This window comes from Anaerocolumna xylanovorans DSM 12503, from assembly GCF_900143645.1.
GTDB classification, from domain to species: domain Bacteria; phylum Bacillota; class Clostridia; order Lachnospirales; family Lachnospiraceae; genus Anaerocolumna; species Anaerocolumna xylanovorans.
This window is the reverse complement of sequence record NZ_FRFD01000003.1, coordinates 370,878-390,818: the sequence shown is the minus strand read 5'-3', so window position 1 is coordinate 390,818 and position 19,941 is coordinate 370,878. Positions and strand designations below refer to the sequence as shown.

At 41.6% G+C, this 19,941-nt stretch carries 15 protein-coding genes; 5 read left to right on the top strand and 10 right to left on the bottom strand.

Going from position 1 to position 19,941, the window contains the following annotated elements; genetic code table 11:
- Window positions 1-4: 4 nt before the first annotated feature.
- From BUF11_RS01765 to BUF11_RS01750, 4 genes are all read right to left on the bottom strand, one after another.
- Complete coding sequence (locus tag BUF11_RS01765; protein ID WP_073587084.1) at window positions 5-856, bottom strand: carbohydrate ABC transporter permease; 852 nt, start codon at window positions 854-856, stop codon at window positions 5-7.
- 11 nt (window positions 857-867) lie between these two features.
- Window positions 868-1,782, bottom strand: coding sequence for a carbohydrate ABC transporter permease (locus BUF11_RS01760; RefSeq protein ID WP_084558403.1), 915 nt, complete (start codon window positions 1,780-1,782; stop codon window positions 868-870).
- A 145-nt stretch (window positions 1,783-1,927) separates the two neighbouring features.
- Entirely contained in the window at window positions 1,928-3,295 is a 1,368-nt protein-coding gene (locus BUF11_RS01755; protein ID WP_073587083.1) for an ABC transporter substrate-binding protein, read from the bottom strand.
- Window positions 3,296-3,606: 311 nt separating this feature from the next.
- Window positions 3,607-5,160, bottom strand: a complete 1,554-nt coding sequence (locus BUF11_RS01750; RefSeq protein WP_073587082.1) for a type 2 periplasmic-binding domain-containing protein — start codon at window positions 5,158-5,160, stop codon at window positions 3,607-3,609.
- Window positions 5,161-5,426: 266 nt separating this feature from the next.
- Between BUF11_RS01750 and BUF11_RS01745 the strand changes: the two genes are divergently transcribed.
- Genes BUF11_RS01745 through BUF11_RS24225 form a run of 3 tightly spaced genes read left to right on the top strand, consistent with a single transcriptional unit; the run spans window position 5,427 to window position 10,825 of the window.
- Window positions 5,427-7,157, top strand: a complete 1,731-nt coding sequence (locus BUF11_RS01745) for a sensor histidine kinase (RefSeq protein ID WP_073587081.1) — start codon at window positions 5,427-5,429, stop codon at window positions 7,155-7,157.
- Window positions 7,158-7,195: 38 nt separating this feature from the next.
- Window positions 7,196-8,656, top strand: coding sequence for a response regulator (locus tag BUF11_RS01740; protein ID WP_073587080.1), 1,461 nt, complete (start codon window positions 7,196-7,198; stop codon window positions 8,654-8,656).
- 27 nt (window positions 8,657-8,683) lie between these two features.
- Entirely contained in the window at window positions 8,684-10,825 is a 2,142-nt protein-coding gene (locus BUF11_RS24225) for a methyl-accepting chemotaxis protein (protein ID WP_073587079.1), read from the top strand.
- 78 nt (window positions 10,826-10,903) lie between these two features.
- Here the strand turns inward: BUF11_RS24225 and BUF11_RS01730 are convergent, their stop codons facing one another.
- The 6 genes from BUF11_RS01730 to BUF11_RS01710 all read right to left on the bottom strand — a co-directional run bounded on the left by BUF11_RS01730 (window position 10,904) and on the right by BUF11_RS01710 (window position 18,219).
- Window positions 10,904-12,853, bottom strand: coding sequence for a DUF5107 domain-containing protein (locus tag BUF11_RS01730; protein ID WP_073587078.1), 1,950 nt, complete (start codon window positions 12,851-12,853; stop codon window positions 10,904-10,906).
- 307 nt (window positions 12,854-13,160) lie between these two features.
- Entirely contained in the window at window positions 13,161-14,948 is a 1,788-nt protein-coding gene (locus tag BUF11_RS01725; RefSeq protein WP_073587077.1) for an ABC transporter ATP-binding protein, read from the bottom strand.
- Complete coding sequence (locus BUF11_RS01720) at window positions 14,945-16,726, bottom strand: ABC transporter ATP-binding protein (RefSeq protein WP_073587076.1); 1,782 nt, start codon at window positions 16,724-16,726, stop codon at window positions 14,945-14,947. The genes BUF11_RS01725 and BUF11_RS01720 overlap by 4 nt, the downstream gene beginning before the upstream one ends.
- Before the next feature lie 104 nt (window positions 16,727-16,830).
- Window positions 16,831-16,974, bottom strand: coding sequence for a hypothetical protein (locus tag BUF11_RS24580; protein WP_207665461.1), 144 nt, complete (start codon window positions 16,972-16,974; stop codon window positions 16,831-16,833).
- Window positions 16,975-17,072: 98 nt separating this feature from the next.
- A complete protein-coding gene (locus BUF11_RS01715) occupies window positions 17,073-17,564 on the bottom strand; it encodes a pyridoxamine 5-phosphate oxidase (protein ID WP_073587075.1) in 492 nt (163 codons plus the stop codon).
- A gap of 304 nt (window positions 17,565-17,868) precedes the next feature.
- On the bottom strand, window positions 17,869-18,219 hold the full coding sequence (locus tag BUF11_RS01710) for a winged helix-turn-helix transcriptional regulator (RefSeq protein ID WP_073587074.1): 351 nt from the start codon (window positions 18,217-18,219) through the stop codon (window positions 17,869-17,871).
- A 171-nt stretch (window positions 18,220-18,390) separates the two neighbouring features.
- On the opposite strand from BUF11_RS01710, the gene BUF11_RS01705 reads away from it, so the two are divergent.
- On the top strand, window positions 18,391-18,912 hold the full coding sequence (locus BUF11_RS01705; protein ID WP_073587073.1) for a nitroreductase family protein: 522 nt from the start codon (window positions 18,391-18,393) through the stop codon (window positions 18,910-18,912).
- 17 nt (window positions 18,913-18,929) lie between these two features.
- Complete coding sequence (locus BUF11_RS01700; RefSeq protein WP_073587072.1) at window positions 18,930-19,913, top strand: NADH:flavin oxidoreductase; 984 nt, start codon at window positions 18,930-18,932, stop codon at window positions 19,911-19,913.
- The last annotated feature ends 28 nt before the right edge of the window (window positions 19,914-19,941 follow it).

Genomic DNA, 19,941 nt, shown 5'->3' with positions numbered 1-19,941 from the left:
TAAATTAACCCTTTACTGCACCGCCGGTAATTCCGCTCATAATCTTCTCGGATAAGAGGATATAAAGGATAAAGGTCGGTACAAATACGATAACGACTGCCGCAAATAATCCTGCCCAATCACCGGAATTCTTCATTCCGTCAACAATTGCCTGTAAACCTAAGGATAAGGTCCTTCTCCTGTCCGTATTTACAAAAACCAAAGCCCACATATACTCATTCCAAAGTGATATAAAGTTAAATATGGTTACAGTGATCAGACCAGGCTGTGCCAGAGGAAATATCGTCCTCCAAAAAGCTTTGATATGGGAACACCCGTCAATTAAAGCTGCCTCCTGTATACTTTTCGGAATCGTAGAAAAGAAACTTAGAAGATAAAAGATCGTGAAAGGAGCACTGGTACAAACATAAATCAGTATAATTGCTACCGGTGTTTTATTCAGTCCCAATTTACTGATGATCATGAATAACGGAATCATTAACATTATTCCAGGAATACCCATGGTGGATATGTATGCACTCCGTATTATATTTCTTCCTTTGAATGCATAATTTGCCAGTACATAGGATGCGGGTGCTATCAATACTATGACACCGACACAGGCAAAGCCTGTATAGATTAAGCTATTCATAAAATATTTGGCAATGTTATAAGTCTTCATTACTCTTACATAATTATTAAGATGAAATCCTGAAGCCAATACCTTGTCAGAGAAGATTTCTTTCGATGTACTGAAGGATGCGCAAAATACCCAACCGATTGCTACGATGGTAAAAATCACCCATAAAATCAGGTTTAGCCTGCCTATTCTATGTAATATTTTTAATTCTTCCAGCTTTTTTTTCCATGTTTTCATAGCGCACCTCCTTAATATTCATATTTTTCTTTACCAAAGACCTTGTATACTATCGCATAAACAGCCAAAATACACAAAGTCAGCATGACACCGATTGCCGTAGCCTGACCTACCTCCAGTGATCCGGAACCCACTGCATGGGCAGAACCGAATGCTAAGGTATACATATAGCTGGCAGGAACGAGTGTACCTTCATTTAACGGATTCGCACTGAATACCCGTGACCATGTGAAGAAATTAATTGCACCTCCTGCCCAGAATATCAGGCAAGTTTTTGTTGTCTCCTTTAGCAGCGGCAATGTTATTCCCCAAAATTGCTTCATTTTATTAGCCCCCTCAAGAGATGCACATTCATAATAATCTCTCGGAATCTGTTCCATGGCAGCCATGTAAATTATCATATAATAGCCGACGGAACCAAAACAGAAAGCAATTAACATTGCCCAGAAGCTGTACTGGGGATTCGTCCATGGTATATCCGCTAATCGTTCCAGACCCAGTGCGGTAAATATTTTTTTCAGTAATCCAAAATTACTGCTGAAAATATATTGTGTCCACATAACTACGAGAGCGATGGGAGTAATAATATTGGGCAGATAGATAACAGCCTTTAAGAAATTTCTTCCTCTAAACTTTTCCTGCATGATTACCGCAAAGTACAACGCAATGGTAAACACAATGATTCCACCAATGATAAGGATCTTTAGGACATTCAAAAATGATGTTATATAGAGTGATTTTTTTAATAAGGTAGTATAATTGTCAAAGCCAACAAAGTTCCATGTACTGGCTGCACTGGACAGGGCACCGGTCTTAAAAAAGGACATATATACAGTACGTATTGTTGGATAAAGATAGAAAATCAGATATACGATTACAACAGGAAGTACAAAAGCAATTATCATCCTCCGTTCGCCCTTTTTCACACGAAGTTCCTCCTTTTTCTGCTCTATGATATTTGTTCGTAAAAACCTTTGCAAACATTGGGTTTTTATTATTTCATGGCAGTGTTACCACTGCCATGAAATAAGAGGGTTGAATTATGTTAACCGACGAACAGATAAGCATTCACTATTTGATTAAACTCTTGATTTTTGTTAAGGCATCATCCGCCGTCTGATCTCCTGCCATTACCTTGGTAAGTTCTGTGAGAACTACCGACATACCAAAATCAGTTTCCATTCCTGCACCCCAATCCACATTGCTTGTGAGGGATTCCACAATTGCTTTTTGATCGGAAACAGACGCCGGCCAATCTGTCGATTTCGTACAAGGAACCAGACCACTCTCTGTGAACTTCTGCTGTGTCTCGTTTGAAATAAAATATCTTAATAATTCAAACACTGCTTCTTTATTTTTAGTATCTGCATTTACCATAAAGGACTGTCCGCCGATGTTATTTTCCGTAATCGGTACACTGCTTCCTGCAACGGTAGGAAATGCAAATTCACCCCATTGGAAGTCTTCATCTACCATATTCGCTACTTCAGATGGGAACCAGGAACCATTAACTGTCATAGTTGCATTACCAAGTGCAAATTCGCTCTGACCTGCAGGATAAATATTGGTATCAATATTGTCAGAGAAATAGCCCTTCTTTGCATAGTCTTCCATTGTTGATAGCATTTGCTTCACCATCGGATCATCCCATTTGCTTTTACTGTCCGCAGTTCCCTGAACTAACGCAGCACAAGCCTCGGAACCAATTGCCCTCTGCATGTAGAAAGAATAAATCAGGTCACGGTATGCATCGTCAACCGTAAAAGGAGTTAATCCTGCAGCTACTAATTTGGCACATACAGCGTCAAACTCATCCCAAGTCTTAGGAACCGCATTGATACCTGCCTGTTCAAACTGTGCTTTATTATAGAAGAAGCTTACGACATAAGGGGAATATGGAAGAGAGTGATAACCGGTTAAACCTGCGTTCTGACTCATTGTTTCATCTAAGCTTACCAAACCGCCAAGTAATGAATCCTTCACAGTTTCCGTACCCTGAAGGGATTTGGAATTATAGAGTTCCGTTAAGTCCAAAAGCTTGGATGCATCTGCTTTATATATATTATTGGGATCGGTATCAAAGATATCGATTTGTTCACCGGATTCCAGGGCAGGCAGTATTACGTCTTTGATTGTTCTGCCTGTCCATTCCACGGTAACCTTACAATTTGGATTTGCTTTTTCAAAGCTCGCGATAGCACTTTTTAAAATATTAGCCTGCGGCTCGGTTTCCTGCCACATAGACCAATAAACAATTTTCCCACTAAGCGTACTTGCTTCTTCCGGCTCCGCTGTCACTGATGCGTCTGCTGTTTCTTCTGTCTTACCGCCTTTGCTGTCTGTTTCCTGGCTTTTCTCGTCAGATTTCTTTGCGCATGCAGCTAAACTTGCAATAATCAGCAGGAATACGAGAATTAGACTTAAAACTCTTTTTTTCATATTGTTTTCCTCCTATTGATATGAATGTGATAGATTAAGTGCTTCAAATGTTAACCTATCTTCTGTTAACACCTCCAAAGTATACAATTTTCCGGAATAAGTTAGTATGGGATGACTTTATAAAAACTTATATTTCTGTTATAACAAAATCAAAAAAAATCCGGATTATAAAGGAAGAACAAATCCCTATAATTGGAGCGATATTTTGCATAAAAAAAAGGCGACTTCCAATCAAAAATCGATTATTTGTCGCCTTATTATATGTTTTTGTATTATTTTTACATTGGGATAGAATGCCGGTTGTCCTCAAATCATTTAATTCTTTGTCGATTCGCCCTTTCTGTCACTTCGTTGATTGCCTTGTCCATGGGAGACTCTGCCCGGTATTTTGCCAAAATTTTATCCCACGCAGCCACAGCATCCTCCTCTCCGATAATCGTTTGCACCATATCTGCCTGAATTGTTGAATAAGTAGGCAGACGAAGCTTGGATGGGGTGCTGCAAAAGGTAATATCATAGTTATAATTCACCCGTTCCGTATTTTTGGAATACCAATCAATCATTTGATTCGCATATTTTATTGCATCCGCACCATAAGTATCCAAGGAAGATGGAGTATATTGGTAAAGCGTATCCTGATTCCAGCTTACCAGATAGGAAAAGATATCAATGGATCGATTTCGTTCTGTCCATGAGGGGTCATCCTGATGATAAAACAACTTGGAAGCCTCGTCAGATAACAGAAAATCGTAAATCTGCATGATTTTTTTCATTTTCTCATCACTGACCTTAGCACTAAAGTATGACTCGGACCAATGCAGGCTCGACGTAAAACGATATTGATTCCCGTCACTTGTTTTCCAGGGTGTCATAACAATAATCTTATCCATATAGTCCTTATTGTTCTTGATTTTATTCCAATATTTTATCAGGCTGAAATATTGACAGCTGATTGCACCGCACTTCCCGTCTGTAAAAAGAGAAAATGCTTCATTTATCGTTCTATAGGGAAAATTCTTATCAAGCAAGCCCAGGCTGTACAGCTCTTTTGCATAATTCAATGCAGCCCCTGCTTTTTTTGATGCATACACCGGTATCCATTGATTATCCTCCTGCATCCACCCCCGTTCCACATTGGACAGTTCCGGAAATACACTAAGATAAATTGCTTCTAATGTATTTAAATTCTCTGTCGCAAGGCCGATGGTGTCCTGCTTTCCGTTACCGTCAAAATCCGACTGTGTAAAAGCTTTCAGCACTGTATTAAACTCCTCACTGTTTTGAGGCATCGAAAGATTTAATTTATTCAGCCAGTCCTTACGCATAACAATGCAACGATCCAGCGCCCATAATTTTTCGTCCGAATAGGTCAGTCGCGGAATAAAATAAAAGTTTCCGGAATCATCCTGAAAATTCTGATTATAATCCAAATTCATATAGTCTTGAAGTTTCGGATATTCACTAAGATTTGTGGGGATTGCACTGATTTTGTTTTGCTCGACCCAAGCGGAGTAAGTAGATGACCCAATGATATCGTGCACAATAATATCCGGTAAGCTGTCGGCTGCTGCCATCTTAAGATATTCCTGCGTCCAATTCGTATAATTCACGTCAACCGGGATAAACTTCACATTAAATTTATCTTCGATGGTCGTGAGTACTTCATCCCCGTCAAAGCAATCCTGAATACCCCACATACCAATACTGATCTCCATTGGCTTTTCAGTCTCTCTCCTATGATCAGGCTGCTTATTGTAGTTTCCCTCCGCCGATGAGCTCTTTAATAAGCCTGCAATAAAGTAAACGCAAATCAATATAACTATAACTAGAAACGCAGTAAAAGCAATGCGAACATTAAGTTTCATAACCGTGCTCCTCCATCTGGCATATTTCTATATCCAAAACGTTCTTCCGTACCAGTAACTTTATTATAACCGAAAACAACTTAGTTACAATATGCATTATATTTAGTTATCCATGTCCTTTATTAACTTTTTCTTTTGCCTTACTTTTACGGATGACCTATTCTTATATTTTACCGAAAAAATATTAAATCGCTTGCTTTCTACGTTTTTTGACCCATATAATAATATAAGTAACTAATACCAACACCGGGGAGGAATTTGAATTAATGACTAGGCTTAAACAATTGCCGTTATTTTCACACATCATATTACTGACTTTAATTAGTATTATTGTATTTACCGGCTTTTTTATTTTTTATACCCAGAATACTGAAAAGCTATATAAAAATCGTAGTACTGATTATACCAATAAAATCATCTATCAAACGGAAATGACCATAAATTCAAACTACTCCTCTTTGGCCAAAATTTTACAGTTCGTATCCTACCATGATGATATTCAAAGCTTTTTGCTGGAGCATAACAACGAAAAAAAATATAAATATTACAAAAGGATGAATACCAACCTCGCCAGCATCATGATGCTGAACAACCACATTTATGATGTGATTATTTATGACAATGCCAACAACGAATATTCCTTAAGCGATAATGATTATATCCTTCCCAAATACTTTCACAATTACGATTCCGTCGGTCTTAGCTCCTGCCTTTACAATCCGGATTTGGACCACCATTATTTTGTGATGCACTACCCTATCAAGTCGATTAATGCGAACAAGAATGCCAATCAAAAGATCGGTGATGCCTATTTGATACTATCCGATACGGCTTTCCTGGATCAGGCAAACCAAAATTTTAATAAAACCAGTTCTATTTTATACTTAATGGACGGCAATAATCAGATTTTCTGGAGTAACACAAACAATGATTTCTCTAGCTTATCTGATCTAAAAGCATCTGGCTATGATGATTACAAAATTACTACAATAAAGGGATATGGCTTAAAAATCATATCCCTTACAAAGCAGGAGGAAGAAATCTATAGTCTGATCAACATCCAGAGATCCTATCTGACAATACTGGTCCTGGTTGCCATTATCATAGTTTCCCTGTGGATTGTCTTAATCATCAATACAGTCGCACCACTTTATACCTTTGTGCGCTTTATCAGCTCTATCAAAGAAGGCGGTTTAAGTACCTTAAAAAAAAGGGTTCATTTGTATGGGTATAAGGAAATTGCTATCATCTCCAAAGAAACAAACGAAATGCTTGAGCAGATTGACGATCTGACCAATACAGTATTAAATACAAACAGTAAGCTTTATATGATAGAAATACAAAAAGAACAGGCCAAGCTTTCCTATCTTAGGAGTCAAATCAACCCGCATTTTTTATATAACACTCTCGAGTGTATCAAAGGAATTGCAGCTGAGCACAAGCAGCCTGACATTGTGGAAGCAACAAAAGCTCTTGCTACAATATTCAAATATAGCATTAAGGGTTCGGATTATGTTCCCTTCCGAGACGAAATAAAGATCATAAAAAACTACATCAGCATACAAAAACTTCGATTCGAAGACCGCTTCTATGTTGAGTATGACATCCACCCGAATTGTTATGATGTCATCATCCCTAAAATGATACTCCAGCCCATCATAGAAAACGCCATCATACACGGAATTGAAGGTACCAGAGAATCCTCAATACTTTCGATCTCCGCATACCTAAAGGAAGATCAAATGATGATCCGCGTAAATAATACCGGAGTCCCCATTGCTCCGGAACGTTTGCTGCAGCTGCAGCAGGAGCTCACTGATTTTCCAGAGTCCCCGGCACAAGCGTCAAGAGAAAACTTAGGGATTAAAAATGTAAATGAACGGATAAAACTCATTTGCGGAAGTAACTTTGGCTTAGCAATAAACAGCATGGAGAATGGCAGCACTACCGTAACCATTGCCTTACCTTTGAACATTAATCCCGAAACCAGGCAATAAGGAATACCCATTCCTAAACATACCAGAAAGGACAAACTATGAGTTATAATGTCGTATTAGTTGATGATGAAAAAATGGTTCTTAACAGTCTCGCCCTGGCTTTTAACTGGTCGGCCACCGATTTTAATGTGATTGCTACCTTCCAAAGCAGTCAGGAAGCCTTGGAGCAGATTCTGATCTTAAAGCCGGAGGTAGTTTTCACCGATATTCGAATGCCCGAAATGGATGGCTTGCAGCTCATGGAAAAAGTCTTAAAGAAACAGCCTCAGATTAAATTCGTTATTATCAGTGGCTATGAAGACTTTAGTTATGCAAAAAAGGCACTCACTTTAGGCGCCGTCGGTTATTGTGTAAAACCGCTGGAGGACGAAGAAATTCTTGCCCTTCTGGGTCAAATTCATTCATCCATTCAGGAAGGTGAGCGTTACTTTAATACGCTCTTTCACTCCATGCTCTACAAGCCTGTTTCCGAAAATATTTCACGATTTACCAATTACCTTCTTCATGTGAAAGGTTGTGAACCGGAAGTTACCATTGCCGCAAGCATACGAGATATGAGCTCCGAATTTGACGGATATGTTCACTATTATAAATTACAGTGTGAAACGGACACTTATCTCTATATTATTGAAAATTATGATTTTTTAAATTCCATCGGCTTTACCAGAAGAATTAAACAACTGCTGCTGAAGGAGCAAATCATTAATTTCTGTTATATTCCTGCAACCTTAAACGATAACTTTTATAATCAAACAAAAGAACTGTTGGATTGCATTTATTCCTATTACTTAACCCCCATCGATATCACCAAAAGCAATTTTTTAGTTTCACAGGAAAAGCCCAAAACAGAATATATTGATTTGCTTAATACAGAGGCAAGTAAAAATGAGGTGAGGAATGTACTTTCGTTATTAAAAAATTATCCCACCCTTTATCCTGCCCCGGAACGGACCATACACGATGTCATTAAAATATTTCATATCACCGTATCGCTGTTACAACGACTGGATCATAGCTACCCGGAGGAACCGATTTATACACCTTCCGATTTAATAAAGAAGTTTCCCGAAATTGATTCCGTATTTCAGCATCTTATCCAGCATCTTAGTAAAACCTACAGCTCGAATATTCTTATAAATATGGATTTAATCAAAAACGACACGATGAAAAAGATTCTTGAGTATATTAATCGGAACTTTACCTCAGCCTTGTCCTTTCAGGATATCTGCAAAACCTATACAATCAACCCAAGCTATCTTAGCCAGGTATTTAAAAGAGAACTCGGAACAACCTTCACTAATTATATCAAGGATTTGAGAATTCATTATGCGATGGAACTATTGGTAAAGACAAACGAGCCCATCTCAATTATTTGTGAAAAAATCGGATATGACCAGTATTTTTATTTTTCTAAATTATTTAAGAGAGAGACAGGGCTTTCTCCTTCTCAATACCGTGAAAAAGAACAAAAGCACCAGAACAAACGTGATAGCATTTAGAAACACCTAAAGAAGGAGAAGTTACTTATGAAAAAAAACTTGAAACACCCTTGGGCTATGAAATCGGCTTTTTTACACTCCATACGCACCACCCTCATCCTATGCTTTCTTATCCCTGTTGTATTCATCGTGGCTCTGGGGCTAATCATCTATCATCAATCTTCCGGAAATCTGATTGAGAATTATGAGGCATCCACGATAACCAGCATGAAAATGATGTCAAACTACCTTGATTTTGGCTTTCAGTCAGTAAATTCCAAGGGAAATATCCTTCGCTCCAATGCCGATATCTTAAACTATTATTCGGGATCTTATAAAGATGATCCTGCCGTTGAATATACCACCTATAAAGACATGAAAAAATTCATCTCCATGAACGTGTTTGCGGAAGATTATTGTAAAAACATCTTAATGTTCGCTAATTACGGCGACGGTATTACCATCAGTGGAAGAACCAGTGTCCGAGGGCTGTATGATAACTTTTCCAAAACTGTGCTTGCAGATAAACTGAAAAAAAGTAACAGCGACCACATATGGGTGGGTTATCATACTGATCTGGATGAATCTATGAATACCAATAGTACCAAATTCAGTATTAGCAATATAAGCTATCTCTATAATGCATCAAAGGAAAAAGTCGGGTACATCGTTGTTGACGTATCCAATAAATACATACAAGATACTTTAATGGAGATGGGATTTGACAATGGAAGTATCGCAGGCTTTATCTCCAGTGACAATAAGGAGATCCACCAACTATTTTCGGGAGAAGGCCTTTCCTCTGATTCATCATCGTCAAAGGATCAAACGCGCAGCGCCTCCTTCGATTTTGATTTTCATTTCTCTGACCAGGAATTTTATAAGGAGAGCATCAAAGGTAATGAACTCATCGGATACCAATATATCACTTATCATAACCAGGATTATCTATTTATTTATAACAAGCTGACCAGCTGTGACGGCACACTGTGCGCTTTAATCCCCAAGGCTAAAATCATTGCAGATGCTCAAAGTGTGAAGAGTACTACTAGTTTCATAATACTGATTGCAAGTACCATCGCAATTCTGACGGGTACACTTGTTGCTTCCGGAATCAGCAAATCCATTCGTTCAACCAACAAAGTACTTGCATCCGCGTCTGTAGGTGATTTGACAAAGGTTATCCACACAAATCGAAAGGATGAGTTTCTTGTTCTCTCAAAAAGTATTAATCATATGATAGCGAGTATGATGTCACTGATACGAAAAATGACTGGGGTAAGCAACCACATATTTCAGTCCTCAGAGGACGTAAAACAAAATACGACACTTCTCTTAAAATCCTCCGAAAATATTTCTGTATCCCTAAACGAAATTAATCATGGGATTCAGGTGCAGGCTCATGATGCCGAGCATTGCTTCCAGCAGATGATTGGTCTTTCCGGAGAGATTAAGAAAATCTATCAGCATGCAAATGAAATTGAATCCATTTCCTTCACTACTCAGGAGGTAATTACTCAGGGTATCCACATTATGGACGATCTTGGTGCAAAAACTAATAACACTTCACATATCACAAAGGAAGTTATATCAGACATTACGGAGCTTGAGCATTTATCCCTCGCAATCGGCAGTATTATCAGCACGATTGCAGAAATAGCAGAACAGACGAATCTTCTCTCCCTGAATGCTTCCATAGAGGCAGCCAGAGCCGGAAAATCCGGATTAGGTTTTGCTGTTGTTGCGGAGGAAATCGGAAAGCTTGCGGCTCACTCGACCGACTCTGTAGAGCAAATTAATAAAATCATAACCCAGATACGAATGCAAACGCAGAAAACAGTCGCTTCCGCAAAAAAAGCGGCAAATATATTGGGAAGTCAAGAGCAGACCTTCGGTAGCTCCTTCCAGGTATTTTACGAAATTAACAAGCATGTTGAGAATCTTAATAACAATATTCATCAGATTTCATCCTATATAGCAAATGTAGAAAGCTCAAAAAGCAATACCCTGAATGCAATTGACAGTATCTCTTCCACTCTACAGCAAACAACAGCAATGACCAGTGAGCTTGGAAATGCGGCATCCATACAATTGAATGCGGTAGAATGTCTAAATAAGGCTGCGGAGCAGCTGGCGGAAGAGTCCAGGGATTTGCAAGAATCGGTTCGTGTATTTAAGGTAATTGAGTAAAAAAGGAATGATATCATTACCGGTTATCCTTCGATAATGATATCATTCCTTTTTCATTGTAATATGGCAAGATAAATTTTAGAAAGATCTGAAATGGAATTTATGCGGCACGAAAGCATTTTCCTTCGGATACAACTTCGAATACAATTCCAGCCATATGCTTCCTATGCTGTCTTCACCCTCCTTGATGTCATCAACCTCCAGACCGCCGTTGTTCATCAGCAGCTCATATGCTCTTTGATATTCTCCAATTCCTTTGAGTGCTATGATATAATTTAAAACCATTCTTGATTCGGCAGCAATCTCCGCCGGTAATTGAAGATAAAGCTCATGCATTACTTTAACAGCCTTTAGTTTATTTAATACTTTATAGCTCTCTTTCACATAGGACAGATCCGTTCTGTTTTGCTTAATTCCGGATTCCAGTAATGTGATTGCCTCTTCGTAACAGCACTCAGCAATTGCAGTAATGGATAAGCCATACTTAGCCCAGGCATTTTCTTGTAATTGGTTTGATTTTGACAGAGCAGCCTTCGCTTCTTGAAAGTTTTCCTTATACAAACTATAAAAACCAATGTGAAGCCAAGCATACCAATTATTCGCTTCCTTTGCCTTTACTTCGGACTTCAATTTATCATAAATGAATTCATCACAGATATATTCCATCGGTTTTTTATCCGGTGCCGGACAACACAATGTCCCATCTTCCAAAAATGAGATCCACTCACTATATCGTTCATCGGCGGTTGTAAAATCAAGATGCGGGGATATAGGAGGGATTTCCTGCTTCTTTCGAACGCAGTTTTCCATAACTCCATTTTGACTGCCTTGATACATTACTCTACCCTTGACCTTTGAGAGGGATCTGGTCTCAAGAAGAATTTTCTCTAACTTCTGTCCTCCAATTAAAGAAGAAACATAATCATTTACTTCACCTTTAGCTGCATCAAAGTTTTGTGTTCCCCCACTGCTTATCTGTATCGGACCGTATTGCTCCAACCATTCCCAAGCCGTATTGGGAGCCATAGGGATACAGCCATATTGTGTTTTTCCCAGTCCTGCCTGTATTTCAACATATCTTCCCGCTTCTTCGGTTAAATACTCCTGCCAACGGTCGGAGCCTTCATTCTTTCCCCAGCAGAACAGCTTTCTACCCTTTAGGCGGTCCGTGGACATCTGCAATAATCCATAACCGTTTTGATCAATATTTGCGATGTATTTGGAATCCTTGTCTTCAATATCAAAAAAGTAATCAATCTGATTATTGATATTTTCGTACTGTGTCAAATCATAACCACAATTATTCGGCACTTCGACCTTTTGTAATACATTATCAATACAAGTATATGCCCATGTTGCCGGAACTACAACTCGTCCTCCCTGATACTGCGGCACTGCCATATTGCTCCACCAATACATCGGAATGACCGTGTCATTCTGATTACTGATTCGCATGCGGCAGTTCAGATATTTACTATTCTCCTCCAGCCAAAAATCCATTTGATAGGAAACCTTTCGAACTCTCTCAAACTCATAAAACCTAAGAATCGGTCCTTTTTCCTCATCCAAAAATTCGGCAGTGAATAAAGGAGACATCGTAAACGGATTATGACCGATGATTCCAATATTCCATTCCACTCCACCACTGAACCATGCATTCCGAAGAGCAAGATTGCTTGGACGAATCACGTCATTCGTATACAACAAATTTCTGCCTGTCACCTTATCGATCAGACTCCACAATCTTCCTCCATAATCTGGCAGAAATGTAGCCTTTAGAAAAGAATTCTCAAGAACTGCCGCTGATACCTCTTCTGTATGTAATTGACGGTTGTATGTATTGTACTGCCGATAGGGATATGCTGTATTAACACTGCCATATCCTTCAAAGATTTCTTCATATTCACTTAATTTGGATTTCACCTTGCTCTTCTCCTGCATGTCCCAAAAAATATCAGGTAGAGATGCTTCCGAGCCCAGTTTGCTGATTTTCATTTTGACCTTTGTAAATTGCAGCTGTGTGTTCATACTATCTTCTCCTCGTATTCATAATAATTCATGCTCATACTAATAGTATCACTTCATTACAAAAGCTTGTATGGAGAAATATTATAAAACTATGATATTGGATTAGATTTTTCGCTGCACGGTCTGATTAATCATAAACAGATTGTATCTGGAGCAAAGATGCCACTTGAACATGGTGGGGTCCTGGCGGCAGTTTAATTATTGCAGATGTGCCCAAGTAAATACTGCAAGCCATTGCATCTCGCAATTCTCTTTCCAGCCCATACTCTTTTGAATAACTATAGGCCTCAAAAACTGTATAGCATCTTTATTGCGCCCTATCATACCACTGTGCCTGTGCCACCCACATATCGGCGTATTTTCCAGGACGAGACAGCAATTCGTCGTGCGTCCCGACATCAATAATTTCTCCGGCGTCCATCACCACAACACGGTGCGCTAGTTTAGCAGAACCAAGGCGGTGCGTTACGATGACAGCACATTTGCCTTCCGCCAACTTTTGAAATTGCTTATATATCCGTGTTTCTTCCACCGGGTCAATGGCGGATGTCGGCTCGTCCAGCACGATAAAGCCATTCGCCCTGTATAGCCCTCGAGCGATCGCCACCCGCTGCCACTGACCGCCGGACAAATCAATGCCGTTAAACTCCGGCGAAAGCATTGTCTCAAAGCTGATATCGCTGCCAAGTTCCGCGTCGGCTTCTTTGAGTGAATCGTTGATCTTCGCGGTATCGACTTTCGTCCGAGTATCGCTGATGGCCACGTTTTCCCCAAGCGTCATTTTATACCGCTGATACTTCTGGAACACACCCGATATGCCCTGATACACACAGGCCGGGGCAGTCTCGGCCGTATCCAATCCCCCGACCGTCACCTGCCCATCCGACGGACGATAAATCCCGGTCAGCAAACGCACAAGCGTGCTCTTCCCCGCGCCGTTTTCTCCGACAATAGCAATCGTTTCACCATCCACGAGGGTAAAGGACACATTCCTGACTGCGGGCTTTTCCCTGCCGGGATAGGTAAAACTGATGCCTTCTGCAACGATGCCTTTTGTAAAGTCCGGCGAGCCTTCCGTACCGCTTTTCTCCGGCATGTCAAGCAGGCGGATAAAGTTGACAACCTTGCCGATATCCCTATTCATGTTGCCGATGTGTTGATTGACAATTTCCTGCATAATGCTGAAAATACTCCCCAGCTGCGTAAACACTGCCGCGAATGCACCGACCGAGATCTCCCCCGCCATCGTCGCCGTAAATAGGATATAGGTCGAAAGCGCCATACCCGCAAATGTGGTAAGGTTGAGCGCAAGCTGTAACAGAGCGGTTTTGCGTTCAGCCTGCCACTGCTTACGGGTGAGCAGTTCCATAGTCCTAGAAAACAGCTTGTGGAAAAACTGAAACCCTCCCAGTACGCGGGTCTCCTTGAAATATTCCCTGTCGCATATGGTTTTTTGATAGTATTCGTACTCACGGCGCAGTGGAGCGCTCTGGTCTTCCAGCTTCGTAAACACTTTAGCGCGGACGATCTGCGCCGATATCGCAGGGATGAAGGCTAACAGCAACGTGATCAGCAGCATCGGCTTCAGGCTAAATAGGTATACGCCGATTGTTAGAAAATAGACGCCGTAAAAACTGACCATAACAAAGGCAACCATGCAAAACATCGTAATTGCGCGAACGCCTTCCCTTGCCTTATTCAGATTGTCCAGAAAAATTGTATCCTCAAATTGCGCAGGGTCGATGCGCTGGAGTTTGCGGTGAAGAAGATCCGTCAGCCCTCCTGCCGATTTCGGCAACAGAATACCGATGCCGTGAAAGTTTTGTACGCCGTTAATAATCTGCTGTCCAAAGGTTACTCCCGCCAAAATAAGCAGCGGAATCAGGCAATCCCAAAAGCCTGCGTTCCCAGTGGCGGCATTGGCAATCGCATCAAACAGGTACTGTGTTGCGATAACGGAGAGTGAGAATGACGCCCCATGGACAATTGCCAGTGAGTTCTCAATAATACAGTTCCATGGTGCGCTCTTAAACTGGAGCGGGATAATCCGTAGCAGGGTTTTGAAAAAAGGGTATTTCTTTTTTTGCTCACTCATTGATACCACTCCCTCTGCGCCTCAAACATCTCGGCGTACTGTCCATTTGCCTGCATCAACACGTCATGTGTGCCACGCTCTATGATCTTCCCATCATCAATCACGAGGATCTCGTCGGCGAGCTTAGTCGAACCGAGGCGGTGGCTGATAAACACTGTTGTCTTCCCGCGCATCACCTTTTCGAAATCGCTGTACACCCGGCTCTCGCTGATCGGATCAAGCGCGGCGGTGGGTTCGTCGAGCATTTTGACAGGAGCGTGGCTAATCAGCGACCGGGCAATAGCCACACGCTGCCACTGGCCGCCGGAAAGATCCTGCCCACCCTCCAATATTTTGCCCAGAGGGGTGTCGATACCGTGCTTCAATTCGGCAATGGTTTCATCCAGACCGGCCAAATGTGCCGCTTGCGCCTCTTTCCCTTTTGTATGGATATCACCAATCAATATATTGTCTTTCACAGAAATATAGTACTTTGCAAAATCCTGATATACCACAGAGAAGAGCGCCTTTAGGGCGCTGGTCGAATATTCGCGCAGTTCCTTTCCGTTGATCAGGATCTCGCCCTCGTATTCGGTATATAGTCCGGTCAGCAGCTTCGTAATCGTCGTTTTACCCGCGCCGTTTTTACCAACAAAGGCATAATGGCACCCGGCTTCCAGCCTAAAGGATAGACCATCCAGTATCAGGCGGTCACCGCTGGGGTATTGGAAGCGAACATTACGAAACTCTAGTGACTCAAATGCAATCGGCTCGACGTCAGGCTCACTAAGCGCGTCTTTTGCTTCACTGAGCTGAGTGAACGCGGTCAGATCCTTCATGTATTCGCCTGTGCGTGAAATACTTTCAAGGGAACGTGACATCTGAAAACCCAATTGCTGAATCATACTGAACACCGCACCCATGACGCCCATAAACATACCTGCTGTCATCTGACCGTTCACCACCGGACTGATTAGCGTCAGTGCCACGAACAGGGCAGTCAGAGCGATGATCATGCTGGAACTTTTGGTAATCAGAAATGATTTAGCCGTCACCTTTAGTTGTAAAATACGTCCGGCTTTGTACTGCTCCTGCCATTTGCGGTTGATCTCATCGTCATAACCGAAGATCGTACGCTCATCCACATTGTCGCGCCCGGTCAGTACTTCACCCAGATAATCAGTACGCCGGTTAAACTTCTCGGCTTCGCGCCCAGCCTGATAGGTCTTTTTGCCGGCGCGCAGCGACAGCCCGAACATAGGGGCGGAGAATGCCAGGATAACCAACGCCGCCCACCATACCTGTGTTACTATCAGAATCAAGACTGAGGAGACGGAGATAATAATCTGTAAAAGCTGCATAAAAGCGCTGAATCCATCCATGATGGACTTCACCGGGTCACGGGATACACGCGAAATGAGCTCCCAGCTCTCAGCGTTCTCGATATGTTTAAAATCCAGCGCGGCATGAATCCTAACTACCGCCGGCTTCAGCTTGCGCTGAAGGTTTAAGTTGATGCGTGAGCAAAGGAGCTGGGTCACCGCACCAATAGTAGTAAAGACACCGAGCGTCAGGAGGAGCAGTGCCAGTGGCCAATAGATGTCGCCCTGTGGACGCACGTCTTGCAGTATTTCAGTGGCAGTGTCAACAAAGTTCGCCGTTGCCAATGCCAAAATCGCCGTCTTCAAGGCAGCATATGTAACGGATAATAGTGCATGAAGCACCGTACATACAGGAGACGCCTCAAATGCCAGCCGCAGCACGTCAGAAGACTTATAGTCTTTTTTCGTAAATACCATTACAGTTTTCCCATCTCCTATCAGTCTTATATTATCGTTCAATATATATTGCTATATCGTCGTAAATCTTTACTGTCTAAATCATATATAATTACTTTTTCTCATCAAGCTATATTGCTATAATGTAGTATGATTACCCATTCCACTTGTTCTTCTGGTAATAATCTGGCTAATGGTGATCTTATCTTAGCTAATTCAAAGGCAATTTCTTCTCTCTTTAACTGTGGTCTATTAAATACTGAATTCATATCGCCATATCCTTCAGCTATCAATTTTTCAAAACAAATTCTTTAAATACCTTAGGTGCCATTTTAAAGCACCGAATATTTAGATACGGCTTAGCACCTTATTTAATTTTTCCTTCTTCAGTCTCTACCTTATTCACAAAGTCCATATTGTAACGCACAGCACCGTGGTCTTTAATTACCGTGGCCCTTGTGATGCGGATTGCCAAAATAATGCTGTTTTCATCCGTTTCATTATTTGCGTCGTCGTACCATTTGGAAAATGCTTCACGAAGTTTAGTCCTTAGCTTAGCGTTTTTCGGGTCTAAAACCCATCCGAGGTTTTCGCCGATTCCATTTCCGGAAAACCACTCGAAGCAAACCGCAAATGCAACCTCTTTGTTTTGAGCTATCTGCTGCATTTTAGTTGATTTCGCCCAAGTAGTAACATAAAACACGCCGTCTTCATAATAAGCGTCCACATCACGGATATAAGGACGGGGTTTTCCGTCAGCGTTCGGTTCCATTGCGATGGTTGAGAGAGAGATGATATTATCTTTTCCGTTGCCGCACCTTTCCTCGATTAATTTTATTCCGTCTTCGTACCTGCTCATTTTTAACTCCTCCTACTAAATTTTCATCATTATAGCATGACAAACCAGACAACAACGTGTCATATTTGAAAATGTAACTTTTTTATGTTATCGTTAAAGCGCAAAGCTGCTACACATAACGATTATACATCACTTTAGCAAGTTAGATAATCTCAATACTCACGTTATAGAGCCGTTTAATACCGTACACGGTATAGTGCTTATTTGTTATGATTCATAAATTTTCTGCTCTTTACATTATCCGACAAATATTTATCTGTATTATAACATGGCTAATCTAAAAAGGCCATCACCATACAGAATGTCAACAGGAAGTATCAAGCATTTTTCTTTTACCCCACTCATTGATAATCTCTAAAGCGGGCAGCAGCTGCTTACAGCTCTCGGTAAGGGAGTATTCCACATGGGGCGGTATCTGGCAGAGCTCCACACGTCTGACCAGCCCGTTCTCTTCCAGACCCTGCAATGCCCTGGTCAGCATGATATTGGTAATCCCATCCAGACAGCGTTTCAGCTCGTTATACCGCATGCTTTCCTTCGCAGAGAGTTCCCAGATAATCGGCAACCGCCATTTCCCGCCGATAATTTCGAGTGCATGTATCACGGCGCATTTCTTCTTATGAACCGCCTTTGTCTTCTCACATTCTTTTGACATCATAAATCTCCTAATCTAAGGCACAAAAATGTGCGTACTTGTAGATATGTTCCTTATAGAATATACTTAGTATAATCAGTTCCCCAAAAAATGTAAAGACTGATTTTCATAATACTGTGCGATGAATGCATAAACATTAGTGAAAATTGAATCGGAAAGGCGGAGAGGTAAATGAACTTTATAAGTCTTGCAAAAGAGCGGTATTCCCTTCGTAAATTCAGCGATAAACCGGTGGAAAAAGAAAAACTCGAGCTGGTCCTCAACGCAGGTCAGCTTGCGCCGACTGCCGGTAATCTTCAGCCACAGCGCATTCTTATTATCGAAAGCAGCGAGGCATTGGAAAAATTAAAGAAATGCACACCCTGCCATTTTAATGCTCCGGTGGCTCTGCTCGTCTGCTATGACAACGCCGCCAGTGCGAAACGCAGCTATGACAACTACGACACCGGAGAAGCTGACGCCAGCATTGTTGCCACACATCTGATGCTGCAAATCACTGATCTCGGGCTGGGAAGCACCTGGGTGGCCCATTTCGACCCTGCCGCTGTCAGAAAAGAATTTTCCCTGCCGAAACATTTTATACCAGTTGCCCTGCTGCCAATGGGATATCCGGCAGAGGACGCAGCACCGAATCAGCAGATGCATAATCACAGAAAGCCTTTAGCGGATACTGTGTTCTACAATCATTTTTGAGAAGAGGAAGTTAAACTATGAGAAAACTGCAGGAGCCCCTCACGATTCGGGGCAATACGATCAAAAATAGAATTGTTATGGAGCCCATGGTCACGTTTTCCTTCCACGGGGACAACGGTTCCTTTTATGGCAGCCAGCACATTGAACATTACACCGCCCGCGCCAAAGGCGGTGCGGGGCTAATATTCATTCAGGCCACCGCTGTTTCCGGCGCAGCGGGTTCCACCGAAAAGTGGTCAGAAGAGAATACCCGGGTATTAAGACAGATTGCTGATAACTGCCACGAATACGGTGCAGTTGTCATGATGCAGCTTGCCTGCGGCGATCTGGATATCAATGAGCTGACGCTTTCGGAAATTCATTCGATACAGCAGGATATGATACAGGCGGCTGTCACTGCCTGTGCATTAGGTTTTGACGGTGCCGAGTTCCATTTTGCCCATGGATACACTTTATGCAAATTCATCGATGCTTCCTACAATCGGCGCATCGATGAGTATGGCGGCAATGCTGATAACCGTACGAGAATCCTTACCGAGATTCTGCCGGAGATACGGAAAAATACACATAAAAAATTCATTTTGGGCGTCCGAATGGGTGAATATCAGCCTGAAAGCAGGGATGGCATTGCATCAGCTAAGATTTTTGAAAAAGCCGGCATCAATATCCTCAATATTTCCTTTGGTACAAAACCACCCGTACAGCCCGTCCCTGAAGGCTTTTTATGCAGTTCCATGACCTATAGCGGGTGTAAAATCAAGAAAGAAGTAAGCATCCCTGTGATCGCGGTCAACGAAATCCGGACGGAAGAACAGGTCCGATTTCTGATTGAGAATGATTATGCAGACCTTGTGGGCATTGGTAAAGGCATGCTGACCGATCCTGAATTTGCAAATCATGTGCTAAGGAGCGAACCGGTCAACATGTGCCGCAGTTGTAAAAATTGTTTCTGGTTTACCGACCACACCAAATGTCCGGCAAGAAAATCGATTTTAGGATAAACTAATATGGATAAGCAGCCGGAGTATA